At 71.9% G+C, this 22,497-nt stretch carries 23 protein-coding genes; 13 read left to right on the plus strand and 10 right to left on the minus strand.

Going from position 1 to position 22,497, the window contains the following annotated elements; all coding sequences use genetic code 11:
- Positions 1 to 42: 42 nt before the first annotated feature.
- From ACFRKB_RS19050 to ACFRKB_RS19060, 3 genes are read left to right on the plus strand one after another with little or no spacing between them, the layout of a single operon-like run.
- Positions 43 to 639, plus strand: a complete 597-nt coding sequence (locus ACFRKB_RS19050) for a copper resistance CopC family protein (RefSeq protein WP_383107110.1) — start codon at positions 43 to 45, stop codon at positions 637 to 639.
- Complete coding sequence (locus tag ACFRKB_RS19055) at positions 629 to 2,695, plus strand: bifunctional copper resistance protein CopD/cytochrome c oxidase assembly protein (RefSeq protein ID WP_383107112.1); 2,067 nt, start codon at positions 629 to 631, stop codon at positions 2,693 to 2,695. The genes ACFRKB_RS19050 and ACFRKB_RS19055 overlap by 11 nt, the downstream gene beginning before the upstream one ends.
- Complete coding sequence (locus ACFRKB_RS19060) at positions 2,692 to 3,348, plus strand: DsbA family protein (RefSeq protein ID WP_383107113.1); 657 nt, start codon at positions 2,692 to 2,694, stop codon at positions 3,346 to 3,348. The genes ACFRKB_RS19055 and ACFRKB_RS19060 overlap by 4 nt, the downstream gene beginning before the upstream one ends.
- Positions 3,349 to 3,403: 55 nt before the next feature.
- On the opposite strand, the gene ACFRKB_RS19065 is transcribed toward ACFRKB_RS19060, so the two are convergent.
- The 5 genes from ACFRKB_RS19065 to ACFRKB_RS19085 form a co-directional block, all read right to left on the minus strand.
- On the minus strand, positions 3,404 to 4,876 hold the full coding sequence (locus ACFRKB_RS19065; RefSeq protein WP_383107114.1) for a SulP family inorganic anion transporter: 1,473 nt from the start codon (positions 4,874 to 4,876) through the stop codon (positions 3,404 to 3,406).
- 83 nt (positions 4,877 to 4,959) lie between these two features.
- Positions 4,960 to 5,574 carry a carbonic anhydrase gene (locus tag ACFRKB_RS19070; RefSeq protein ID WP_383107116.1) on the minus strand — a complete coding sequence of 205 codons (615 nt, stop codon included), beginning with the start codon at positions 5,572 to 5,574 and terminating at the stop codon, positions 4,960 to 4,962.
- A gap of 157 nt (positions 5,575 to 5,731) precedes the next feature.
- On the minus strand, positions 5,732 to 6,109 hold the full coding sequence (locus tag ACFRKB_RS19075; RefSeq protein WP_383107118.1) for a hypothetical protein: 378 nt from the start codon (positions 6,107 to 6,109) through the stop codon (positions 5,732 to 5,734).
- 46 nt (positions 6,110 to 6,155) lie between these two features.
- The gene (locus tag ACFRKB_RS19080; protein ID WP_383107119.1) at positions 6,156 to 6,683 is read right to left on the minus strand and encodes a hypothetical protein; all 528 of its coding nucleotides are present in this window, start codon (positions 6,681 to 6,683) and stop codon (positions 6,156 to 6,158) included.
- Positions 6,684 to 6,860: 177 nt separating this feature from the next.
- Positions 6,861 to 7,250 (minus strand): hypothetical protein, encoded by a 390-nt coding sequence (locus ACFRKB_RS19085; RefSeq protein WP_383107121.1) that lies wholly within the window; start codon positions 7,248 to 7,250, stop codon positions 6,861 to 6,863.
- 359 nt (positions 7,251 to 7,609) lie between these two features.
- Between ACFRKB_RS19085 and dhaK the strand changes: the two genes are divergently transcribed.
- The 5 genes from dhaK (at position 7,610) to ACFRKB_RS19110 (ending at position 13,156) form a co-directional block, all read left to right on the plus strand.
- The gene (gene dhaK, locus ACFRKB_RS19090; RefSeq protein WP_383107123.1) at positions 7,610 to 8,602 is read left to right on the plus strand and encodes a dihydroxyacetone kinase subunit DhaK; all 993 of its coding nucleotides are present in this window, start codon (positions 7,610 to 7,612) and stop codon (positions 8,600 to 8,602) included.
- Between the two features lie 100 nt (positions 8,603 to 8,702).
- Complete coding sequence (gene dhaL / locus ACFRKB_RS19095; protein ID WP_383107341.1) at positions 8,703 to 9,308, plus strand: dihydroxyacetone kinase subunit DhaL; 606 nt, start codon at positions 8,703 to 8,705, stop codon at positions 9,306 to 9,308.
- Positions 9,305 to 9,715, plus strand: a complete 411-nt coding sequence (locus ACFRKB_RS19100) for a PTS-dependent dihydroxyacetone kinase phosphotransferase subunit DhaM (RefSeq protein ID WP_383107124.1) — start codon at positions 9,305 to 9,307, stop codon at positions 9,713 to 9,715. Before dhaL ends, ACFRKB_RS19100 begins: the two co-directional genes overlap by 4 nt.
- A gap of 239 nt (positions 9,716 to 9,954) precedes the next feature.
- A complete protein-coding gene (locus ACFRKB_RS19105) occupies positions 9,955 to 11,394 on the plus strand; it encodes an FAD-dependent oxidoreductase (RefSeq protein ID WP_383107126.1) in 1,440 nt (479 codons plus the stop codon).
- Between the two features lie 118 nt (positions 11,395 to 11,512).
- Positions 11,513 to 13,156: an SDR family oxidoreductase gene (locus tag ACFRKB_RS19110; protein ID WP_383107127.1), complete on the plus strand. Its 1,644-nt coding sequence runs from the start codon at positions 11,513 to 11,515 to the stop codon at positions 13,154 to 13,156.
- 69 nt (positions 13,157 to 13,225) lie between these two features.
- Here ACFRKB_RS19110 and ACFRKB_RS19115 read toward each other — a convergent pair whose 3' ends face one another.
- Together ACFRKB_RS19115 and ACFRKB_RS19120 are read right to left on the minus strand one after the other, a co-directional pair.
- On the minus strand, positions 13,226 to 14,209 hold the full coding sequence (locus ACFRKB_RS19115) for a M56 family metallopeptidase (protein ID WP_383107129.1): 984 nt from the start codon (positions 14,207 to 14,209) through the stop codon (positions 13,226 to 13,228).
- Between the two features lie 4 nt (positions 14,210 to 14,213).
- A complete protein-coding gene (locus ACFRKB_RS19120) occupies positions 14,214 to 14,729 on the minus strand; it encodes a BlaI/MecI/CopY family transcriptional regulator (RefSeq protein WP_383107343.1) in 516 nt (171 codons plus the stop codon).
- Positions 14,730 to 14,887: 158 nt separating this feature from the next.
- On the opposite strand from ACFRKB_RS19120, the gene ACFRKB_RS19125 reads away from it, so the two are divergent.
- Positions 14,888 to 15,463 (plus strand): TerD family protein, encoded by a 576-nt coding sequence (locus ACFRKB_RS19125; protein ID WP_365970441.1) that lies wholly within the window; start codon positions 14,888 to 14,890, stop codon positions 15,461 to 15,463.
- A gap of 102 nt (positions 15,464 to 15,565) precedes the next feature.
- Here ACFRKB_RS19125 and ACFRKB_RS19130 read toward each other — a convergent pair whose 3' ends face one another.
- The 3 genes from ACFRKB_RS19130 to ACFRKB_RS19140 all read right to left on the minus strand — a co-directional run bounded on the left by ACFRKB_RS19130 (position 15,566) and on the right by ACFRKB_RS19140 (position 18,144).
- Positions 15,566 to 16,843, minus strand: a complete 1,278-nt coding sequence (locus ACFRKB_RS19130; RefSeq protein WP_383107131.1) for a cation:proton antiporter — start codon at positions 16,841 to 16,843, stop codon at positions 15,566 to 15,568.
- Positions 16,844 to 16,850: 7 nt separating this feature from the next.
- Positions 16,851 to 17,336 carry a cation:proton antiporter regulatory subunit gene (locus ACFRKB_RS19135; RefSeq protein ID WP_383107132.1) on the minus strand — a complete coding sequence of 162 codons (486 nt, stop codon included), beginning with the start codon at positions 17,334 to 17,336 and terminating at the stop codon, positions 16,851 to 16,853.
- A 517-nt stretch (positions 17,337 to 17,853) separates the two neighbouring features.
- Positions 17,854 to 18,144, minus strand: coding sequence for a DUF3040 domain-containing protein (locus ACFRKB_RS19140; RefSeq protein WP_365970438.1), 291 nt, complete (start codon positions 18,142 to 18,144; stop codon positions 17,854 to 17,856).
- Between the two features lie 225 nt (positions 18,145 to 18,369).
- Between ACFRKB_RS19140 and ACFRKB_RS19145 the strand changes: the two genes are divergently transcribed.
- From ACFRKB_RS19145 to ACFRKB_RS19160, 4 genes are all read left to right on the plus strand, one after another.
- On the plus strand, positions 18,370 to 19,440 hold the full coding sequence (locus ACFRKB_RS19145; protein WP_383107133.1) for a HAMP domain-containing sensor histidine kinase: 1,071 nt from the start codon (positions 18,370 to 18,372) through the stop codon (positions 19,438 to 19,440).
- 2 nt (positions 19,441 to 19,442) lie between these two features.
- Positions 19,443 to 20,102 carry a response regulator gene (locus ACFRKB_RS19150; RefSeq protein ID WP_383107135.1) on the plus strand — a complete coding sequence of 220 codons (660 nt, stop codon included), beginning with the start codon at positions 19,443 to 19,445 and terminating at the stop codon, positions 20,100 to 20,102.
- A 141-nt stretch (positions 20,103 to 20,243) separates the two neighbouring features.
- Positions 20,244 to 21,119: a TroA family protein gene (locus tag ACFRKB_RS19155; RefSeq protein WP_383107136.1), complete on the plus strand. Its 876-nt coding sequence runs from the start codon at positions 20,244 to 20,246 to the stop codon at positions 21,117 to 21,119.
- Between the two features lie 296 nt (positions 21,120 to 21,415).
- On the plus strand, positions 21,416 to 22,486 hold the full coding sequence (locus ACFRKB_RS19160; RefSeq protein ID WP_383107137.1) for a zinc-dependent alcohol dehydrogenase family protein: 1,071 nt from the start codon (positions 21,416 to 21,418) through the stop codon (positions 22,484 to 22,486).
- Positions 22,487 to 22,497 lie beyond the last annotated feature (11 nt).

A 22,497-nucleotide genomic window follows, 5' to 3' on the forward strand; every position in this document is an offset into this window, starting at 1 on the left:
CCCGGCGGCCACGGTCGCCGGGGACACAGAGAGCCCCATGACATGCCCGTCCTCACCCGGCGTGCCGCCCGTACGGCGGTACGTACCGTTCTGCTCCCCCTGGCCGCCACAGGCTTGCTCGCCGTCACCGCCCCGCCGGCGGCCGCACACACCGAACTCGTCTCCAGCAGCCCGAGCGGCGACGCCACACTCGACCTGCTTCCCGAACACGTCACGCTGACCTTCAGCGACACGATGACGCAGAAGTACGCCAAGATCGCCGTCACCGCTTCGGACGACTCGTCCGTCGCGGCGGGCGAACCACGTGTCGCGGGCAAGGAGGTCACGCTCGCGCTCAAGCCCGGCTCCACCGGTGGCCGGTACACGGTCGGCTACCGCGTGGTCTCCGCCGACGGTCACCCCGTCGCGGGCTCGTACACCTTCACTGTCGAATCCGTGACCGCCCCGAGCCCGTCGGCCTCTGCCGCCCCGCCCGTCGATACGTCGGCGTCTCCTGCCGTTGTCAGCCCCGGGCCCGGCGAGGCGAGTGGGTCGTCCTCCGGCGTGGGCGTCCCGGTGCTGGCCGGTGCCGGGGTGCTCGTGGTGACCGGCGCCGGTGCGTACCTCGTCTTCCGGAAGCGGTCCGGTCATGGGGGCTGACACCAAGCCGTCGGCGCGGCTGTGGGTTGTGCTCACCGCGGCGGTGGGTGTTGCCGTGGCCGTCACGCTGGCCACCGTCCGGGCCGGCGGAGGAACGGCCGTGCGGATCCCGGGGATTCCGGACGCGGGAGCCGCGACCGCCTGGGGGCTCCCGGTGGCACGCACGGTCGCGGACACCGGCGCGGTGGCCACGATCGGCGCGCTGCTGCTGGTGGCCGTACTGCTCCCCGGCGGCAAGCGGCTCGGCGAGGCGCAGCTGCGCTACCTGTTGTGGGCCGCGGGTGCCGCCGCGCTGTGGGCGGTGGGATCGGCCGCAGCGCTGGTGTTCACCTTGTCCGATCTGTTCGCCCGGCCGGTGGGCGAGATGCTGTCTCCCGATGTGGTGGCGGACTTCGTCGTCAACGACGCCCAGGGGCGCTCGTACGCGATGGTGGTGGCCGTCGCCGCCCTGCTCGCGACGGTGTGCGTGGGCATCGGCACGGCGCGCTGGGCCCGCTGGGCGCTCGTGGTGGCGCTGCTCGGGGTGTTGCCGCCGGCGTTCACCGGTCACTCGTCGGCCGCGGCCAACCATGACTCCGCGGTCGTCAGCCTCGCCCTGCACCTGATCGGCGTGACGATATGGGTGGGAGGGCTGCTCTTCCTCCTGGTCGCCGCCGCGCGGCGGGAAGAGGCCGCTGTGGACGCCGCACGGCGTTTCAGCCCGCTCGCCGGATGGGCACTGATCGCGGTCGCGGCCAGCGGGATCGTCAACGCCGCGGTCCGGCTGCCCGGTTTCGGCGATGTGTTCACCAGCCGGTACGGGCTCATGGTCGTCGCCAAGGCGGTGGCGCTCATACTGCTCGGGGCGTTCGGCTGGTGGCACCGTCGGCGTACGGTGCCGGCTCTGCGGTCCGGCTCGCGACGGGCGTTCGTGCGGCTCGCGGCGGGCGAGCTGGTCGTGATGGCGGCGGCCGTCGGGCTGGCCGTCGGTCTGTCCCGTACCCCCGCACCCGCCGTGCCCGACGCCGCGCTGTCACCCGCCGAGGAGGTGCTCGGCTTCGCCATGCCGCCCCCGCTCGGTGACTTCCCGTGGACCCCGCTGTTCACCGAGTGGCGCTTCGATCCGCTGTTCGCGTTCGGTACGGCCGCCGCCGCGGTGCTGTATCTGGCCGGAGTCCGCACCCTGCGGGCGCGGGGCGACACCTGGCCCGTCGGCCGTACGATCTCCTGGCTGCTGGGCCTGGTGGTCACCGTCCTGGCCACGATGAGCGGCCTGGCCACTTACGGCAAGGTGCTCTTCAGCGTCCACATGGGCCAGCACATGGTCCTCGCCATGACCGTGCCGATCCTGCTGGTCCTCGGCGCCCCGGCCACCCTCGCCCTGCGCGCGCTGCCGTCCGCGCCCAAGGGCGGACTTCCGGGGCCGAGAGAGGTGCTGCTGAAGCTGCTGCACAGCCGCTACGTCCGAGTCGTCTCGCATCCGGTGGTGGCCAGTGTGCTGTTCATCGGCAGCGCGTTCGCCGTCTACTACTCGTCCCTGTTCGAGACGTTGATGAGCAGCCACCTCGGCCATGTGGTAATGCTCGTGCACTTCCTCGGCGTCGGGCTGCTCTTCTTCTGGGTCATCATCGGTATCGACCCGGGTCCGCGCCGCCCGCCTTATATGGGCAAGCTGTTCGTGCTGATCCTCACGATGCCGTTCCACTCCTGGTTCAGCATCTCCCTGATGAGTTCGACCGACCTGATCGGCGCGGGCTGGTGGAACACCCTCGACCGGCCCTGGGTCACCTACCCGCTGGACGACCAGTACAACGCCGGGGCCATCGCGTGGGCCACCGGTGACATCCCCGTACTGATCACCACCATCATCCTCGCCGTCCAGTGGGTACGTTCGGACACCCGCGAGGCCCGGCGTATCGACCGCAGTATCGACCGCGGCGACGAGAACGACCCGCTGGCCGCGTACAACGCCTATCTGGCGAGCCTGCACGCGCGCGACCGACGCCAGGCCGCGCCCGCCGCGTCCTCCGCGCCGGCCGCGACACCCGCCGCGAACCGACAGCCGGAGGAATCATGAAGAAGCACCTGTTCATCGCCGCCGTGCTGGTGGCCGCGTTCGCCGCCGCCCTCGGTTCCTTCCTGCTGTTCCGTCCCGACAGCCCCAGCGGCACCGTGGACGCCGAACCCGCCGCCCAGGCCATGGTCGTACGCGAGTCGAGCCACCGCCTCTCCCGGCCGGAACGCTCCGAACTGACCGTGGTGGAGTTCCTGGACTTCGAGTGCGAGGCGTGCGGGGCCGTCTATCCGGTCGTGGAAAGGCTGCGCGAGCAGTACGGAGACCGTGTCACCTTCGTCGCGCGCTACTTCCCGATGCCAGGCCACCGCAACGGCGAACTCGCCGCGCGGACGGCCGAAGCCGCGGCCCAGCAGGGCAAGTTCGAGCAGATGTACAGCAAATTGTTCACCACGCAGGCCCAGTGGGGCGAGGCCAAGGAGTCGAAGGAAGCCGTCTTCCGTGGCTTCGCCGAAGAACTCGGCCTGGACATGGCCCTGTTCGACGCGGCGCTCAAGGATCCGGCGACCGCCGAGCGCGTACGGGCCGACCAGCGTGACGGCCTCGGTCTGGGCGTACAGGGAACGCCGACCCTCTTCATGGACGGAGAGCGAGTGACCCCTGGTTCCTACGAGGAGTTCAAGGCACTCATCGACGAACGGCTGTCCCGCCCATGACACGACGCGGCCTATGACCTGTGGGGCGGCGGAACACCGCCCCACAGGTGCGCGCTCAGGCCGGAGCCGGGGAGCGCTCGGGCCGGGCGACGGGGGCGTTGTGCTGATCGGTCCAGTTCCGCAGGGCACTCATGCAGGCGTGATCGAGATGTCGCAGGCCCGACAGGTCGAGTTCGACAGGACGGTGGGCCGGCAGCGCTTCCAGCGTGTCCAGGAGGCGCGGCAGACGGAGGAAGGTCGCGTGTCCGAGGATGCGGACCTTCACCGGGCCCGTGCCGGAATCGGTGACGTCGATCTGGATGTGCGAGACGTCCCAGGCGGTCTTCACGACCGCCAGCAGCAGACCGATGAGCACCCCCTCGAACATGTTGGTGACCAGGATGGCCCCGGCGGTGACCGCCAGGACCACCGCCTCACCCCGGTCGTCGCGCCAGAGGGGCCTGAACTCCCGTACGGGCAGCAGCTTCCAGCCCGCGTGGACGAGCACACCGGCGAGTGCCGCGGTCGGAATGACCCCCAGGGCGTCGGGCAGCAGCGCGGCGAACAGCAGCAGCCACACACCGTGGAGTACGCGCGAGAGCTTGGTGCGGGCTCCGGCCTGGACATTCGCCGCGCTGCGTACGATCACCGCGGTCATCGGAAGGGCGCCGAGCAGCCCGCAGACGGTGTTGCCCGCGCCCTGTGCCATCAGCTCCTTGTCGTAGTCGGTACGCGGACCGTCGTGCAGCCGGTCGACCGCCGCCGCGCTGAACAGGCTCTCCGCCGAGGCGATGAGGGTGAAGGCGACGACGGTGGCCAGCAGGCCGAGGTCCGCCAGGCGGCCCAGGTCCGCGACGGCGGGCGACTGGATCGCCGCCATCAGCCCGCTCACCTCGACCCGTCCCACCGGCAGGCCGAAGAGGACGGTCGAAGCGGTCGCCGCGCCCACCGCGACGAGCGGCGCGGGCAGCAGCTGTGCCTTGCCCGGCAGCCGCTTCCAGAGCGTCATGACCGCGACGGTCCCCGCCCCCACGGCCAACGCCGTCAGCGCCCGGGGCGATCCCAGAACCTGCCCGGCCAGATCCGGCAGCCCGGAGAGGTTCGCCGTACCGCTGCCGGGGGCCTTGCTGTCGGCCATGGCGTACAGCTGTCCGGTGATGAGGACCAGCCCGATCCCGGCCAGCATTCCCTGCACCACGGCCAGGGAGATCGCGCGGAACCAGCGTCCAAGCCGCAGAACGCCCAACAGGAGTTGAAGGAGACCCGCGGCGAGGACGATCAGCCCGAGAACGGGCAGACCGTACTCGCGTACGGCCGCGAGTACGAGCACGGTCAGCCCGGCGGCGGGCCCACTGACCTGGAGGCTGCTGCCGGGCAGCAGCCCCGTGACGAGTCCGCCGACGATGCCGGTGATCAGGCCGAGTTCGGCCGGCACGCCGGAGGCGACGGCGACGCCCACACACAGCGGCAGGGCGACGAGGAAGACGACGATGGACGAGGTCAGGTCGGTGCGCAGGGCACGCCTGAACGATGAGGTGTGTCGAAGCATGGATTTCTTTCGTGGGGAACGCGGAACGTCGCGTCGAGCGCGGCCGGAACGGACGGGGTGCGGGGCGCCGTGATCCGGTCGTGTCACAGGGACTGGAACGCGCGGCCGCCCGGAGCGCCGACGAGGACCTCACCGGTCTCGACGGTGTAGAACCAGGCGTGCAATCGCAGCCGTCCGGTGGCGACGCGGCGCGCGACGCAGGGGTAGCTGCGCAGATGGTCGACCTGGGTGAGCAGATGGCGCTGGGCGACCACGGTCGGGTCCTCGCCGATCATCCGGGTCTGCCACGGCTCCTCGGCGACGGCCTCGGGCCGGTGCCCGGCCCACCCCAGCCACCTGCGTACCAGCGGCATCGTCAGCACGGTCTGCTCGCGCATCAGGCCCTGCACGGCCCCACAGTGCGAGTGACCGCACACGATGATGTCCGGCACCCGCAGCGCCGTGACGGCGTATTCGAGGGTGCCGGCCACACCGCAGGCGGCCTGCGGGCGGTAGCGCGGGACGATGTTGCCCGCGGTACGCAGTTCGAAGATGTCACCGGGGCGGGCTCCGGTGAACATCGTGGGCATCACACGGGAGTCGGAGCAGGCGATGAACAGCGCCTGGGGCCGCTGCCCCCGGGCCAACTCGGCGAATTCCTGCTGCTGTTCGGCCACTTTGGCGGGGAAGCTACGAGCGTGATCGATGAGTGAGCGCATGGTCGGTCTCGTTCTCTTCGTTGGAATGGGGAACGCGAAGAGTGCGTGCGGCGCGGCCGGACACGACGCGGCCGGCCCACGTCGGCGGAGCACGGGAACGTGTGCTCGGCCGGCTCCGGGCGCCGGTGTGTTCAGGAGGTGCGCGGCACGCCGCCGATCAGCAGCGGAACGTCTGAAGTCTGCTGGGGGTGGGCGATATGCCGGCGCCGGGATTGCAGGATTCTCTCGCCGTCAGCGCCTGTGTCGCTCCGGATACCGCACGAGCGGTGCCCGTCGGCTCGTCCGGCGAATCGTCGACGACGGCCGGCTGTGTCGCGGGCTGCAGCGCCCGCGGAGGCCGGGCGACGACATCAGCGCTCACCTCATGCTGGCCCGAGGACGCCTCTGCCTGGTCGGTCGTGGCAGCCGGGCCGTGTTTCCTCGTCTCCGGAGCCAGAGCGGGTGCCTTCGCCGTCACGGTGCCGGTGGAAGCGTGATGCGGCGTCGCGAAATGCAGCAGCATCGCCGCTGCCAGCAGCACCACCGCCGCTGCCACTCGACGTATCACCACGGGACTCCGCTCTCATTCCGGCACTGAAACGCTATCTGTCACCGATCGCCTCATCGATGCGGTCGAGGTACTCCTGGGTCCGTCTGAGGAGATGCCGGCAGCGAGCGACGGCGTCCTGTGCGGCTCTCGCCGCGCCGGAGTGGTGAGCCAGCGGACCGAGCATCGCGTCAGCCCCTTCTATCAGGCAGAAAGCGGCTGCCGCCCAGCCGTCGACGATCCGGTCCTCTTCACCTCCCGTGCTGACCGGCACCGACCAGGGCGCGACGGAGTCCGCCATGACCTCGACCCTGGTACAGGTGAACCGGAGCTCCCGCAACGCGCGGCACGCCTGGTCTTCCGCCAGGGGCCATTCGTACGCGCTGACGAGATAGCCGTAGTCGTCGCTGCCCTCGGTGGCGTCGGCGAGACGGACTCCGGCCGTACGCCACAGCAGCGCCCACAACGCGGCGCGACGAAGCCCCGCGTCGTCGCTGCGGGCCTGATGCAGACGGTCCGGCACCTCGATGCCGAGGGCGTCCAGTGCCGCACGTACCCGGGCCTCCTCATCGATGATGGCCACTGGACTCTCCTTCCCACGGTCCATGGGCATGGTCGATGAGCGATCGCATGGTCGGCCTCGTGCTCGTCGTACGGATGAGTGCGCGTACGGGAAGCGTTCGCGGCCGGCCGGGCACGCGTCAGCGACGGCGCTCCGGCGCCGGACCGAGGAGTGTGGGGCCGCGGAACGCGAGGCCGCTCAGCAGAGGAACGTCTGCAGCGTGCTGGTGGTGGGCGTGACCGCGCCGGTGGGTCGGTGTCTGTCCCGGGCGGTCGCGGGGTGGGAAACGGGAGTGGCGCCGCGGCTTTCCCTGACAGCGTCGCCCATCTGACCGCCGTCGGTTGTCCCCGTGACGTCGGGACCGCTCTGGACCCGGCTGGGCAGAGCGACCGGGTCTCGCTGGTCGTCGTGGAGGCTGCTCGGCGCCTGCGCCTGGTCGGACATCAGCTGCGGACCGCCGCGGAGCTGGTCCTGCGGCTGACTCGCCACGTGGGTACGGGGAGGGGTCCAGGCGTGGTGAGGTGTGACCGCGTGCACCAGAACGGCGGCGACGAGCACGAGCAGGCCGGCCACTGCGCGACGTACCACCCGTACACCTCCCTCGACCCGCTGCCGTTGTCGGCAACGTTACCGTCCGGGCCCGGACCGTCATGCCCAACTCCGGCGTATCCCGGGTGTGATGGGGGCCACGAGGCGGTGGAGAGGTCCGGCCGGTCGACATGGGCCGAGGGCGGGTCCCGGCGGCCGGGGGCGGCCCGTGGACGCACCCACAGAGCGGCCGGCCCGCGCGCGAGCGTACCCCCGCACGCTCACGGGTGAGCCGTCATTCCACAGACCGTGCCGCGCGGGCGCGTTGGATCGATACTGAAGCAGGACGGCGTACCGCCCCGTTCCGTGTCCGACCCGACTGAGCGAAGAGACATCTGCTACCGACTGAGGAGTCACCCATGAAGATGCTCATCAACGTGCCGGAGACGGTCGTCGCGGATGCGCTGCGGGGTATGGCCTCCGCACATCCCGGGCTCTCCGTCGATGTGGACAACCGAGTGGTGGTACGGGGCGACGCGCCCGTCGCGGGGAAGGTGGGGCTCGTATCCGGGGGTGGGTCCGGGCATGAGCCGCTGCATGCCGGGTTCGTCGGACCCGGGATGCTGTCCGCCGCCTGTCCCGGTGAGGTGTTCACGTCGCCCGTGCCCGACCAGATGGTGCGGGCCGCCGCCGCGGTCGACAGTGGGGCCGGGGTGCTGTTCATCGTCAAGAACTACACCGGGGACGTCCTGAACTTCGACATGGCCGCCGAGCTGGCCGAGGACGAGGGTGTGCAGATCGCGAAGGTGCTGGTCAACGACGATGTGGCGGTGACCGACAGCCTGTACACGGCGGGGCGGCGGGGTACGGGTGCCACGTTGTTCGTCGAGAAGCTCGCGGGGGCCGCGGCGGAGGAGGGGCAGCCGCTGGAGCGGGTCGAGGCGATCGGCCGGCGGGTGAACGAGAGCGCGCGGAGCTTCGGTGTCGCCCTGACCGCCGTCAGCACGCCCGCCAAGGGCAGCCCGACCTTCGACCTGCCCGAGGGCGAGTTGGAGCTGGGCATCGGGATCCATGGCGAGCCCGGCCGCGAGCGGCGCGCGATGATGACATCGCACGAGATCGCGGACTTCGCCGTGAACGCGGTGCTGGAGGATCTGCGCCCGTCGGGCCCGGTGATCGTTCTAGTCAACGGCATGGGCGGCACACCGCTGCTGGAGCTGTACGGATTCAACGCCGAGGTGCAGCGGGTGCTGGGCGAGCGGGGCGTACCGGTGGCCCGTACGCTCGTCGGCAACTATGTGACCTCACTCGACATGGCAGGCTGCTCGGTGACTCTCTGCCAGGTCGACGAGGAGCTGCTGCGGCTGTGGGACGCGCCGGTGGAGACCGCCGCGCTCCGCTGGGGCCGCTGAGTACCGAAGGTGCCCGGCACGGCAGGGACGGGACAGCAGGGTCGGCAGGGTACGACCCACGGGGCGAGGAGATCACGTGACCGATCAGAATGCCGGCCGGATGCTCGACACCGGCTTCTTCCGCGGCTGGCTGACGGCGACGGCGGCCGCGGTGGAGCGCGAGGCGGACCGGCTCACCGAGCTGGACTCGGCCATCGGCGACGCGGACCACGGCACCAATATGCAGCGCGGTTTCCGGGCGGTCGTGACCGTACTGGAGAAGGAGCGGCCGGCCGGGCCGGGCGCCGTACTGATGCTGGCGGGCCGCCAGCTCATCTCCACGGTGGGCGGCGCGTCCGGGCCGCTGTACGGGACGCTGCTGCGGCGTACGGGCAAGGCGCTCGGCGACGCCACCGAGGTGACGTCCGCGCAGCTGACCGAGGCGCTGCGTACGGGGGTGGCGGCGGTGGCGCAGCTGGGCGGGGCGAAGGCCGGTGACAAGACGATGCTGGACGCGCTGGAGCCCGCGGTCGAGGCGCTCGGCACCTCGTTCGCGGCGGCGGCGCAGGCGGCGGACCAAGGGGCGCTGGCGACCGTACCGCTCCAGGCGCGCAAGGGCAGGGCGAGCTATCTGGGCGAGCGGAGCATCGGCCACCAGGATCCGGGGGCCACCTCCTCCGCCCTGCTGATCGGCGCGCTCGCGGAAACGGCGGGGGCGACGGAATGAGCATCGAGGCGCCGGTGGGCATCGTGCTGGTGTCGCACAGCGGGCCGGTCGCCGTGGCTGTCGCCGCGCTGGCGCGGGGGCTGGCGGGCGGCGGCGCGACCGCCCCGGTGGCGGCGGCGGGCGGCACTCCGGACGGCGGGCTCGGCACCAGCTCCGAGCTGATCGTGGCCGCCGCCGCGGAGGTGGACCGGGGAGCGGGGATCGCGATCCTGGTGGATCTCGGCAGCGCCGTGCTGACGGTGAAGTCGCTGCTCGCCGAGGGGGACGAACTGCCGGAGGGCGCCCGGCTGGTGGACGCGCCCTTCGTGGAGGGCGCGGTGGCGGCACTGGTCACCGCCTCGGCCGGCGGGGACCTGGACGCGGTGACCGCCGCGGCGGCGGAGGCGTACCAGTACCGCAAGGAATGACCCGGCGAGTGACCGGCGTACCGGAACGAACCGGCCGAGGTGACGCGTAGACGCACGCACGCACGCACACGTAGACGCACGCGCGGACACGTGGAGGCGCGGACACGCACGGCGGGGAAAGCGTTGAAAACGGCGCATAGTCGCCGTGATCCGCGCATCACCTCGCGGGAATACTGAACCCTCACGGATCGGCGGCGCCGACAGGCCCGTTGGCGTCGGCATGACCGGGAGGGACCAGCATGGTGAACACGGCGGACGTGGAGACGGGCCCGGCCGGCGGGAACGGACGGGCCGCCTCCACGGACCGCCGGACCCGCCACGCCGTGGTCGTCGGCGGGAGCATCGCGGCCCTGCTGACGGCCCGGACGCTCAGCGCCCACGCGGACCGGGTGACCCTCGTCGAACGCGACCGCCTGCCCGAAGGACCGGAGCCCCGGGCGGGCGTCCCGCAGAGCCGTCACACCCATGTCCTGCTGGAAGGCGGCCGGCGGGCGCTGGAGGAACTGCTCCCCGGGATCGTGGCCGAACTCCACGAGCACGGCGCGCCCCGGGTCGGGATGCCGCGCGACCTGGCGCAGTGGCAGAACGGCCGCTTCTACCGGCGTACCCCCTCCACCGTCCATCTCCTCACCGGCACCCGGCCCGTACTGGAGTGGCTCATCCGGCGCCGGGTCCTGGCCGATCCACGGCTCACGCTCCTGGAGGGCACGGAGGTCGTGGGGCTGATGGGCGACGCGTCCCGCGTCCGGGGCGTACGGCTGCGGGAGCGCGGGGCCCGCGGCCGTCTCGACGTACGGTCGCTGACCGCCGATCTGGTCGTGGACGCCTCGGGGCGCGCCACCCACGCGCCCGACTGGCTGGCCGGGCGCGGCGCCGAGCCCGCCCACGAGGAGACGCTGGACACCGGGCTCGCCTACGCGACCCGGCTCTACCGCGCGCCGGAGTCCGCCGAGGGGGCGGACTGCCCCGGCTACTACTTCATCCCGGGCCGTGGCGAGCCGCACGGCGCGGTCGCCCTGCCCATCGAGGACGGCCGCTATCTCGTCACACTCTCCGGCCTGCGCGGCAGCGAACCGCCCTCGGACGAGGCCGCGTTCACCGAGTTCGCGGCCCTGCTCCCCCATCCGGTGCTGCACGACTGGCTGTTGAAGGCCCAGCCGGAGTCGGCCGCGCACGCGTTCCGCGCCACGGCCAATGTCCGGCGGCGCTACGACCTCCGCGGCCGCCGGCCTGCCGGGTTCCTCGCCGTCGGCGACGCGCTGTGCGCCTTCAACCCCGTGTACGGGCAGGGCATGGCGGTCGCCGCGCTCGGCGCGGTCGCGCTGCGTGACGCGCTCGCCGACCCCCGCCGTACGCCGACGACCCGGCGCGTTCAGCGGGCGCTGCTCGGTGCCGCGCGGCAGGCCTGGGACATCGCGGCCGGCGCGGACAGGGAGCTGCCCGGGGCGACCGGAAACGCGGCGCGGACGCGGGTGATGGACCGTCCGGCTGCCTGGTATGTCGCACGGGTGGTGGACCGCGCGCCCGGCGATCCCGTGGTCGGAGCGGCGTTCCGGGCCGCGTGCGCGCTGGCCGCGCCGGTCAGCGGGCTCTTCGCGCCGCGAGTGGCGCGCGCGGTGCTGTTCGGGCCTCCGCTGCCGGCACCGGCGGATCCGCCGCTGCGCCCGGAGACCGCGTAGGCGCGCGACGCGCCGTCAACCAGGCCCCGTACCCCGCCGCCTTGCCGACCGTCCGTTCCGGGCACAGGCTCACTCCTGAGGGACATCGAACGGAAACTCCAGGAGCGGGGTGCGGCGCATGACATCGGACGAGTCGGACCTCCCGGCCGCCCCGGAGCGGGCACGGTCGCGCGCTGAGCCCGGCCAGGGGGCCGGTGAGCGGGCGCGCTGCCTGGTCACCGGCGCCACGGGATACCTCGGCGGCCGGCTGGTGCCCGAGCTGCTGGACGCGGGCCATACGGTGCGCTGTCTGGCCCGGTCGCCCGACAAGCTGCGTGATCATCCCTGGTCGGGACGTACCGAGGTGGTACGCGGCGATGTGACCGACCCCGAGTCGGTCCGGGCCGCCATGGAGGGCATCGACGTGGCGTACTACCTGGTGCACGCGCTGGGTACGGGACGGGACTTCGCGGCCACGGACCGCCGGGCCGCCGAGATCTTCGCGGAGCAGGCCAGGGCCTCTCGTGCGGATCAGCCCGGCCTGATCCACACGAGAGGCCCTGGGGCCGCGGGCGTACGGCGCATCGTCTATCTCGGCGGTCTCACCCCGGCCGGGGTCCCGGAGCGCGAACTCTCCCCGCATCTGCGCTCGCGCGCCGAGGTCGGCCGTATCCTCCTCGGCTCCGGAGTGCCGACCGTGGTGCTGCGCGCCGCGGTCATCATCGGCTCGGGGTCGGCCTCGTTCGAGATGCTGCGCTATCTGACGGAACGGCTGCCGGTGATGGTGACGCCGAGCTGGGTGCGTACGTCCATCCAGCCGATCGCGGTCCGCGATGTGCTGCGCCTCCTCGTGGGCTGCGCGCGGCTGCCGGCCGACGTCTGCCGGGCCTTCGACATCGGCGGCCCCGACGTGCTGACGTACCGGGACATGATGCGGCGCTACGCGGCGGTGGCCGGGCTGCCCCGGCGGCTCATCCTTCCCGTACCCGTCCTGACACCGGGGCTGTCCAGCCGCTGGATCGGTCTGGTGACACCGGTCCCCCCTTCGATCGCCCGCCCGCTGGCGGAGTCCCTGCGCCATGAAGTCGTCTGCCGTGAACGGGACATCACGCGCTACCTCCCCGACCCGCCGGGAGGTCCGATCCCGTTCGACCGCGCCGTCGAACTGGCCCTGCGGCGTATCCAGGACGCGCGCGTGACCACCCGCTGGTCGTCCGCGTCCGTACCGGGCGCGCCGAGCGATCCGCTGCCCACCGACCCCGACTGGGCGGGCGGCAGCCTCTACACCGACCGCCGTGAACGGACCGCGAACGCCTCGGGCGCCTCGCTGTGGCGGGTGATCGAGGGCATCGGCGGCGACAACGGCTGGTACTCGTTCCCGCTGGCCTGGGCGGTACGGGGATGGCTCGACCGGTTCGTCGGCGGGGTCGGGCTGCGCCGGGGCAGACGGGACGCCGCGCGGCTGCGGGTCGGTGACTCGCTGGACTTCTGGCGGGTGGAGGAGATCGAGCCGGGCCGGCTGCTGCGGCTGCGCGCGGAGATGCGGCTGCCGGGGCTCGCCTGGCTGGAGCTGCGCGTGGACCGGGACGACCAGGACCGTACGGTGTTCCGGCAGCGGGCGCTGTTCCATCCGCAGGGGCTGCTGGGGCACGTGTACTGGTGGAGCGTGTCGCCGTTCCACGCGGTGGTGTTCGGCGGGATGGCCCGCAATATCGCGCGGGCGGCCGAGGCCCATGAAGCGGCCGGGGCCGAAGCCGGAACCCGGGAGCCCGCGCGGAGCTGACCGCCGTCGCACGGGCAGAGGCCAGCTCGGGCACAGGTCAGCTCGGGCACAGGTCAGCTCGGGCACAGGTCAGAGGGGCGTGGCGGCCTTCAGTACGAAGAAGAGCGTGACGGTCGCGTTCGCCGAGGAGAGGGCGGAGCCGAGCGTTCCGGCAGCCGCCGCCCAGACCGCCAGCCCCACCGCCGTGAACATCGGTGGCCAGCGGACGGCCGAGGGCTCGGGCCCCAGCAGCGCGGCCACCCGGCGCGGGACCGGCCCTGGCCCCGGCCCCGACGCGGCGAATCCGGCCAGAGTCGGCGTGGGCGTGGCCCGGGAGATCAGCGCGGCCTTGCCGATGGCGCGGGCCACGACCGTGCGCTCGCCGGTGACCTGGGCCGCCTCCTCGTCCGCCCAGCGTTCGGTGGTGTACGCGACCGCGGACCTGAGCGGCCGCAGCAGCGGATTGGCCCGCGCGGCGAGCCGTACCGCCAGCAGGAACCGGTGGTGCCGGCCGCTGAGATGCGCGTGCTCGTGCGCGATCAGGGCGGAACGTTCCTGAGCGTCCAGGCACGCGAGCATGGCCGTGGAGACCACGATCCGCCCCCGGGCGGCGACGCCGGACCCGACGGCGGGCTCGGTCGCCGCCCGGGGGCCGGGCAGTGCGTAGGCGTACGGCGCGTCGTCGGTCAGCACGGCGAGTTCACGGTCGGGCAGCCCGGCCAGCGCGCGGTGCGCGCGGCGGAGTACCCGGCGGTGGCGCCCGGCGGCGGCCGCGCAGCTGACGGCGACCCCGGCCAGGGCGACGATGGCCGCCTTGCCCGCTATCTCGTCGTACGGGACCGCCTCCCTGACCTCCGGGTCCGACCAGCCGTCGGGCAGTGGATTGCCGGGCAGTTGCGCCGTACCGACCACCACCAGCAGCCCCAGACAGAGGGTGCTGCACAGCGCGAGGACCCCGGCCAGCGCCGACAGCAGCCGGGTGGCTACACGGGGATGGAGATGGACTTCGGCCAGGCGCGCGATGGGCAGTGCGGTCAGCGGCAGGACGAGCGGCAGAAAGACGAACATCCCCATTCCGTCAGACCCCCGTCCCGTCCTCGGCCTCGGCTTCGCGACCAGGGCCGGCGTCGGCATCCGCGCCGGTGCTGAGCCTGCTGCCGGTGCTGGGGCCGCTGCCGGTGCTGGGGCCGCCGCCGGTGTCCGGGGCGTCCTCGGGCAGGACGAGCAGATCGCGCAGCAGCCGTTCGTCGTCCGGGGAGAGCGCGGTGACGAACCGCGCCAGTACGGCCTCGCGGTCCGCTTCCCCATCCAGCACCTTGCGCATCCGGAGGGCGGCGAGCCCCGCCTCGTCCGAGGCCGCGCGCCACTCGAAGGAGCGGCCCGCGCGCTCCCGCGTCACGGCGCGCTTGGCCTGGAGGCGGGTCAGGATGGTCATCACCGTCGTGTACGCGAGATTCCCGCCGATCCGGTCCTGCACCCAGGCGGCCGTGACGGGTCCCGGAGCCTGCCGCAGCGCGGCGAGTACCTGGGCCTCCAGCTCGCCCTGGCCGCGTCTGCGGGGACGCTCGTCCGGACTGCCGTGCACCCTCACGATGTCTCCCTCCCGCCGCGCCGCCGCCTCGCGGGGGCAGGTCGTCCATGCTACTGAGCCCGGCGCGCCGCGCGCTCACACGAGAGCCACTCCCGCTCTCTTCTACAGTCCTGTAGATTTCAGTTCCGGTCACCGGTTCAGCTCAGCTCTGGAGGAGCAGCGTGGGAGTTTCCCTGTCCAAAGGCGGCAATGTCTCGCTCAGCAAGGAGGCACCAGGACTGACGGCGGTCCTTGTCGGCCTCGGCTGGGACGTCCGTACGACGACCGGCACGGACTACGACCTGGATGCCAGCGCCCTGCTGGTCGACGAGTCCGGCAAGGTCGCGTCCGACCGGCACTTCATTTTCTACAACAACCTGACCAGCCCGGACGGTTCGGTCGAGCACACCGGGGACAACCTCACCGGTGAGGGCGACGGCGACGACGAGACCGTCAAGGTCAATCTGGCCGGCGTGCCCGCCGAGGTCTCCAAGATCGTCTTTCCGGTGTCGATCCATGACGCGGAGTCGCGCGGGCAGTCCTTCGGGCAGGTCCGCAACGCGTACATCCGGGTGGTCAACCAGGCGGGCGGCGCCGAGCTGGCGCGCTACGACCTGAGCGAGGACGCGGCCACCGAAACGGCGATGGTCTTCGGCGAGCTCTACCGCAACGGCGCCGAGTGGAAGTTCCGCGCGGTCGGCCAGGGGTACGCCTCCGGTCTCGCCGGCATCGCGGCAGATTTCGGCGTCGGGGTCTGACACCAGGTCGGACACCGGCACCGGCACCGCAGGGGCACAGGGCGCAGGGCGCGCGTCCTGTGCCCCGTTGTCGTGGTGCCGGAGCCCGAACCGAACCGGGGCTCAGGTGTGGCTGGGCGCCGCGTCGTTCGCTTCCGTGGCAGGCGGCTCCGCCACGGGCGAGGCTGCCCCGGCGTCCGGCGACGCGGGAACGGCGGCGGCAGCGGCCGGGGCGGGCGCCGCGGGCGCGGGCTTACGCGTGAGACGCCGGGCCAGGGGCTCCGTCCAGCGGGCCGCCAGCGGGCCGAGGATCACCAGGATGAGGACGTACGCGGTGGCCAGCGGCCCGATCCGCGGCTCCACCCCGACCGCCAGTCCGGCGATGACGATGGAGAACTCACCGCGCGCCACGAGCGTGCCACCGGTGCGCCAGCGCCCGGCGGTCCGCACCCCGGCCCGTTTGGCCGCGTACCAGCCGGTGCCGATCTTCGTCAGGGTGGTGATGGTCGCCAGGATGAGGGCCGGTACGAGGACCGGCGGAATCGCGGCCGGGTCGGTGTTCAGACCGAAGAAGACGAAGAAGACGGCGGCGAACAGATCGCGTAGCGGGGCGAGCAGGTTGTGCGCGCCCTCGGCGACCTCACCGGAGAGCGCGATACCGACGAGGAACGCGCCGACGGCGGCGGAGACCTGGAGTTCCTGGGCGACTCCGGCGACCAGCACCGTGAGACCGAGGACGACCAGGAGCAGCATCTCCGGGTTGTCGGAGGAGACCGCGCGGCTGATCAGCCGGCCGTGACGCAGCGCCAGATAGAGGACGGCGCCGACCGTACCGAGCGAGATCAGCAGCGTCAGACTCCCGCCGGCGAGGCTGAGTCCGGCGAGCAGCGCGGTGAGAAGCGGCAGATAGACGGCCATGGCGAGGTCTTCGATGACCAGGACACCGAGGATCACGGGTGTCTCGCGGTTGCCGAGCCGGCCGAGGTCGCCGAGGACCTTCGCGATCACGCCGGAGGAGGAGATCCAGGTCACACCGGCCAGCGCCACCGCGGCGACCGGCCCCCAGCCCAGGATCAGCGCGGCGGCGGCGCCCGGTACGGCGTTCAGTACGAAGTCGACGATGCCGGAGGGGTATTGGGTCTTGAGGTTGGAGACGAGTTCGGAGGCGCTGTACTCCAGCCCCAGCAGCAGGAGGAGCAGGATGACGCCGATCTCCGCGCCAGTGGCGATGAACTCCTCACTGGCTTGCAGCGGAAGCAGACCGCCGTGGCCGAAGGCGAGGCCGGCGAGCAGGTAGAGCGGGATGGCGGAGAATCCCACCCGGCCGGCGAGCCGGCCGAGAATCCCGAGGGCCAGGATGACGGCCCCGAGTTCGATGAGCAGGGCGGTGGTCTCGTGCACGGGCGCTTTATCCTCCGGTGATCAGTTCGGCGACGGCGTCCACGCCTTCCCGGGTGCCGACGACGACGAGCGTGTCCCCCAGGGCGAAGCGGAAGTCCGGGGTGGGCGAGGGAAAGGCGTCGGTGCGGCGCAGGACGGCGACGATGGAGGCGCCCGTACGGGTGCGCACCTGGGCGGAGCCGAGGGTCCGGCCCGCGTACGGGGACCGCTTGGTGATCTGGATGTGCTCGGTGATCAGATCGATTTCGAGGTGCTGGTGCAGATGCGCGACGGGATCCGGCGTCAGGAGCTTGGAGAGCGCGGTCGCCTCGTGCGGGGCGAGTGACGCGGCGTCCCGGCAGTTGTCGTCGTCCTCGGGATCGTGGAAGGCGAGGATGCGCCGGCCGTCCTGGTGCACGACGACCGACAGATGCTTGCCCGCCTCGGTGCTGAGGTCGTAGCGGGTACCGACCCCGGGCAGGGCGGTTTTGCTGACGTGAGCTGTGGGCTCCATAGAGAACGCTCCATGCGGGCGTGGCGTGAGGATAGGCGGGCACGGCGGCCCCTCGGACGGGCGCGCCCGGCGGTGGGGCGGGACGGTGCGCCGCCCACCACCGGACGGGGGTTCCGCGTCATACGCCGTGCGGCAGCACCGCTGCGGAAGGCAACGGTGCGGGAAACTCCGGTAAGGGCACCCGTGACGGCACTGACGCGGCGTCAGTCGACCCGGCGCGGCGGACAGGCAGGGAAGCGCGCATATGGAAACCGCCCCCTCAAGCCCCGTATGACCGACCGTTCGTCCAGAATCGCTGCCATGGGCACACCAACACTCAAGGGAGAGTTGGTCACCCGCCCACCATTTTAACGTAAAATAAAATGTGCGGATTGGGCCTTTTGTGAGAAAAGGTGCGATCTGCCCGGGAAAGGGGGGGTCCCTGAAGGGCCGTTCGGACGTGCGGGTGGGCAGCGCGGGAGGCAGCGCGGGAGGGCAGGGCAGGGCAGGGCAGGGCAGGAAGGCAGCGCGGGCAGGGCTATTCCGAAGCGCGGGCGATGCCCTGCCGGACGCGGCCCCGGTCGGGGTCGAAGAGATGGGCGGCCAGCCCGGCCAGCACCAGTCCGCCGGCGATGAGAAGTCCATGGCCCACGACCACGCCCAGAACGAATCCGCCGAGCGCGACGGCCAGCAGCAGCCAGGCGACGCCGTGCCGGTACTCACGCGGACGGCAGGGGGAGCCGGTCTCCAGAGCGCGCGCGAACCGGGGATCGTCCTGGCGCAGCCGCTCGGCGAGATCGCCGAGTCGCCGGTCTTCGCGGGCTGCCACGAGTTTCCCTCCCGTCGGGTCCTTCACACGGTCTCGGTTCCCCCTCACGATCGCCCGCCGGGGCACCCGGCCACCATCGGAGCCGCCACCCACATCCGGGGGTGGCCGACATGTAGACACGCGGGCGTACGCCCCCCATGGAGGCCGGGAGCGCGGGGCGGTTGTCGGACGGGGCTCTCCGGGCGGGCGATAGTGGGGGCGTCTACTGCGAGGAGGCCGCGTTCCGTGTCCCTGTTCTGGCGGATCTTTCTGCTCAACGCCGCGGTCCTGTTCGCGGCCACCGCCCTGCTGCTGCTCGGCCCCGTCACCGTTTCCGCCCCCGTGCTGCTCACGGAAGCCCTGATCATGGCCCTGGGGCTGGCGGCCATGCTCGTCGCCAACGCCGCGCTGCTGCGGATCGGACTCGCTCCGCTGCAACGGCTCACCCGGGCCATGACCACGACCGATCTGCTGCGTCCCGGGCGCAGGCCGGTGGTTTCGGGGCATGGCGAGATCGCCGGTCTGATCGAGACGTTCAACACCATGCTCGACCGGCTGGAGGCGGAACGGGCCGCCAGCAGCGGGCTCGCGCTCTCCGCCCAGGAGGCCGAACGCCGCCGGATCGCCCAGGAGTTGCACGACGAGATCGGCCAGACGCTCACGGCCGTGCTGCTGGAGTTGAAGCGCGTCGCCGACCGGGCGCCCGAACCGCTGCGCGACGAACTGCGCCATGTACAGGAGACGACCCGGGACAGTCTGGACGAGATCCGCCGGATCGCCCGCCGGCTGCGCCCCGGTGTGCTGGAGGAGCTGGGTCTCATCAGCGCGCTCAAGGCGCTGACCAGCGAGATCACCACGCACTCCGGCCTCTCCGTGCGGTGCGGTTTCGACAGCGCGCTGCCCCGGCTCGGCGAGGATGTCGAGCTGGTGCTCTACCGGGTGGCGCAGGAAGGGCTCACCAACATCGTGCGCCACGCCGACGCGCGGCAGGTCGCTCTCACGCTCCGGCGCACCACCGGCGGCGTGGAGTTGCGGCTCACGGACGACGGGCGCGGGATCGGTACGGCGACGGAGGGCGCGGGCATCCGCGGGATGCGTGAACGGGCCCTGCTCATCGGCGCCGAGCTGTCGGTGGGACGGGGACGCGCGCGGAGCGGTGGGACGGGCGGCGGAACGGACGTACGGCTGCGGGTGCCGATCGGCGAAGACGCCGGGGAGAGCGAGACCGGCGGGGACAGCGGGGACGGCAGGGACGGCGGGGACATCAACACCAGCCACCACAGCAGCGCGAGCGACGAGATCAAGGGGAGCGACTGACCATGCCCGAGGCCACCCAGACCCGCATTCTCCTGGCGGACGATCACGCCCTGGTCCGCCGGGGAGTCCGGCTGATCCTCGACAACGAACCGGATCTGACGGTCGTCGCCGAGGCGGGCGACGGCGCGGAAGCCATCGAGATGGCCCGCGCCCACCGGCCCGATCTGGCCATCCTGGATATCGCGATGCCGCGGATGACCGGCCTCCAGGCGGCGCGCGAACTCGCCAGGCTCCAGCCGCAGATCCGCATCCTGATGCTGACCATGTACGACAACGAGCAGTATTTCTTCGAGGCGTTGAAGTCCGGCGCGAGCGGCTATGTCCTCAAGTCCGTCGCCGACCGGGACCTGGTGGAGGCGTGCCGGGCCGCGATGCGCGACGAACCGTTCCTCTATCCCGGGGCCGTGACCGCTCTGATCCGTAACTACCTCGACCGGGTACGGCAGGGCGACAGCATCCCGGACAGCGCCATCACGCCCCGCGAGGAGGAGATCCTCAAGCTGGTGGCCGAGGGACACACCTCCAAGGAGATCGCCGGGATCCTGGTCATCAGCGCCAAGACCGTCGAACGCCATCGCGCCAACCTCCTCCAGAAACTCGGGCTGCGGGACCGGCTGGAGCTCACGCGCTACGCGATCCGGGCCGGTCTGATCGAGCCGTAACCCAGCGCCGGGGCCGCCGCGGGCACGCGGGTGGAGTCCGCGTGCCCTGTGCTGGGCAGAGAGTGGGTGGCGCCCGTGCGAACCCGCGTACGGATTCGACGCCCAGGACACCGCACCAACACCAGCGGAACGAGGCGAGGCATGAACCCGGGCAGCAGCTGGGAGTTCACTGACGACCGCGGCCATCTCACCGCGGCACAGAGCCACCCGACGCGGGTGGTGGCCTACATACAGGCGGGCGCGACCCTCTGGGACCACGGTCTGCGTCCCCTGGGGATCTTCGGATCCCACCATGACGGCGACACCCCCGATCCGGCGAAGGCGGGCGAACTGCCTCTCGCCGGACCGCGTTCCTTCGGCGCGGGCAGCGCGCTCGATCTGGACGCCCTGTTCGCGGCCGGGCCGGATCTGGTCGTCGCCGTCAGCTATGGCGGCGGACAGGTCTACGGCATCGACCCGGAGGCCGCCAAACATCTGGAGGAGCGGGTGCCCGTCGTCGTCCTCGACGTGGGGAAGGACCGCTCGCTCGACGGGATCAGAGACCGGTTCACCGCGCTGGCCCGCTCGCTGCGTGCGCCGCTCCGGCCCGCGGAGGAGGACCTGGAGCGCGCGGAGGCCCGGCTGCGCGCCGCGGCGGCCCGCCCCGGCGCGCCCCGGGTGCTGGCTCTGTCGGCGGCGGGACCGGACACCGCGTATCTGGCCCGGCCACTGACCTGGCCCGATCTACGGGCCGTCAGCGAACTGGGGGTGGCGCTGATCGAGCCCGAGCAGGGCGGCGGGGCCAACTGGCGTACGGCCGAATGGGCCGAGGCGGCCGCACTGGAACCGGACATCGTGCTCGCGGACGTACGCGCGAACGCGGCGCCACCCGAAGCGCTCCAGGACAACGCGCACTGGCTCGCCATCGATGAGCGGGCGCGGATCGTGCCGTGGAACCCGGAAGCGCCGGTCAGCCACCGCGCGCACGCGCGGTTCCTCCACACGGTCACCAACGCCGTGGACGCGGCCGGCGCGTAGGCCCTGTCCGGTCGATCTCTCCGCGTCCGGGACGGACGGAAGCGTCCCGAGGCGGAACCCCTCCGGCGGCGGGGCGAGGTGCCGAGCACGCGATGGCGGTAGATCACGAGCCCATCGTCCCCGCCACCCGGAACCGGGGGCGCCGGACGACATGACAGCGCTCGCGAAGAAGCGCAGTCTGGGAAGAGCGCAGGGGGTGACACCTGGCGATCGATCACGCGCGGCGCGCTGCACATTTGGCGTCGGGGCCCGCCGGAGGTCGTGCCGCGGGTGGTGAGAGACGGAAGGTCACACTCATGCCGCAAACGATGCGGGCGCTCGTAGCCGGGGAGGTCGGCGAGCCGGACGATGTCCTGCGGCTGGAATCCCGGCCTGTTCCCACGCCAGAGGCCGGCCAGGCGTTGATCCGGGTGAAGGCGACTCCGATTCACGCCAGCGATCTGCACGTGTTGCGCGGTCGCTATGGTTTCTCCCCCGAGTTTCCCGCTGTCGGCGGGCACATGGAATGCGTGGGCCGTATCGAGGCCCTGGGTCCGGGCACCGAGGGACTGAAGATCGGCGAGCGCGTGACGGCCGTCGCAGTCCCGGCCGTACCCGGGCCGCGCGCGGCCGGCACCTGGCAGGAATACCTTGTCGCCGATACACACAGGCTTCTGCCGGTCCCCGACCGGCTGAGCGACTCCAGCGCCTGCCAACTCGCTGTCAACCCGATGACCGCGCTGCTCCTCGTGACCCGCGAACTCGACGTACAGCCGGGAGAATGGCTGTTGCAGACGGCGGCGGGCTCCACCGTCGGCCGGCTCGTCATCCAGCTGGCCAGGCATCTGGGAATCCGCACGATCAATGTGGTGCGACGGCGCGATGCCGTTGAGGAGATCAAGGCGCTTGGTGGCGACGAGGTCATCTGTACCGAGGACGAGGACCTGCTCCAGCGTGTGACTGAGATCGCGGGACCACCTGGCGTACGCAAGGCCATCGACTGTGTCGCGGGCCGCCTGGGTGCCCAGGTGTCCCAGGCACTGGCGCCGGGCGGAGAGGTCGTGGTCTACGGCGCGCTCTCCACCCATCGGCAGACCGACCCGGCGGCGCTGACGATCCCGCTGCTGGCGCGCTCGGTCATCTACGAGAGCAAGGTGGTCCGCGGCTTCTGGCTGAATCGCTGGTTCGGCACTGCCTCACCCACGGACGCGCCGCGCACGCTGTCCGAGGTCCGCAGCCTCGTCGCCGCTGAAGTGCTGACCATCCCCCGAGGCCGGCCGTTCCCCCTCGAACGCTTCACTGAAGCCATCGCGTTCGCCGAAACACCCGCTCATGGCGCCAAACCCCTCCTCGTCTTCGAAGACGGCCGGGACACAGACGACGAGTAGGACGCTCTGGC

The organism is Streptomyces scopuliridis, assembly GCF_042790125.1.
Taxonomy (GTDB): domain Bacteria; phylum Actinomycetota; class Actinomycetes; order Streptomycetales; family Streptomycetaceae; genus Streptomyces; species Streptomyces scopuliridis_A.

Excerpts from the sequence above, each read along its gene's own strand:
- ACFRKB_RS19050 (WP_383107110.1), top strand. The coding sequence starts at position 43 with ATGCCCGTCCTCACCCGGCGTGCCGCCCGTACGGCGGTACGTACCGTT.
- ACFRKB_RS19055 (WP_383107112.1), top strand. The coding sequence starts at position 629 with ATGGGGGCTGACACCAAGCCGTCGGCGCGGCTGTGGGTTGTGCTCACC.
- ACFRKB_RS19060 (WP_383107113.1), top strand. The coding sequence starts at position 2,692 with ATGAAGAAGCACCTGTTCATCGCCGCCGTGCTGGTGGCCGCGTTCGCC.
- ACFRKB_RS19065 (WP_383107114.1), bottom strand. The coding sequence starts at position 4,876 with ATGCTTCGACACACCTCATCGTTCAGGCGTGCCCTGCGCACCGACCTG.
- ACFRKB_RS19070 (WP_383107116.1), bottom strand. The coding sequence starts at position 5,574 with ATGCGCTCACTCATCGATCACGCTCGTAGCTTCCCCGCCAAAGTGGCC.
- dhaK (WP_383107123.1), top strand. The coding sequence starts at position 7,610 with ATGAAGATGCTCATCAACGTGCCGGAGACGGTCGTCGCGGATGCGCTG.
- dhaL (WP_383107341.1), top strand. The coding sequence starts at position 8,703 with ATGCTCGACACCGGCTTCTTCCGCGGCTGGCTGACGGCGACGGCGGCC.
- ACFRKB_RS19100 (WP_383107124.1), top strand. The coding sequence starts at position 9,305 with ATGAGCATCGAGGCGCCGGTGGGCATCGTGCTGGTGTCGCACAGCGGG.
- ACFRKB_RS19105 (WP_383107126.1), top strand. The coding sequence starts at position 9,955 with ATGGTGAACACGGCGGACGTGGAGACGGGCCCGGCCGGCGGGAACGGA.
- ACFRKB_RS19110 (WP_383107127.1), top strand. The coding sequence starts at position 11,513 with ATGACATCGGACGAGTCGGACCTCCCGGCCGCCCCGGAGCGGGCACGG.
- ACFRKB_RS19115 (WP_383107129.1), bottom strand. The coding sequence starts at position 14,209 with ATGGGGATGTTCGTCTTTCTGCCGCTCGTCCTGCCGCTGACCGCACTG.
- ACFRKB_RS19135 (WP_383107132.1), bottom strand. The coding sequence starts at position 17,336 with ATGGAGCCCACAGCTCACGTCAGCAAAACCGCCCTGCCCGGGGTCGGT.
- ACFRKB_RS19150 (WP_383107135.1), top strand. The coding sequence starts at position 19,443 with ATGCCCGAGGCCACCCAGACCCGCATTCTCCTGGCGGACGATCACGCC.
- ACFRKB_RS19155 (WP_383107136.1), top strand. The coding sequence starts at position 20,244 with ATGAACCCGGGCAGCAGCTGGGAGTTCACTGACGACCGCGGCCATCTC.
- ACFRKB_RS19160 (WP_383107137.1), top strand. The coding sequence starts at position 21,416 with ATGCCGCAAACGATGCGGGCGCTCGTAGCCGGGGAGGTCGGCGAGCCG.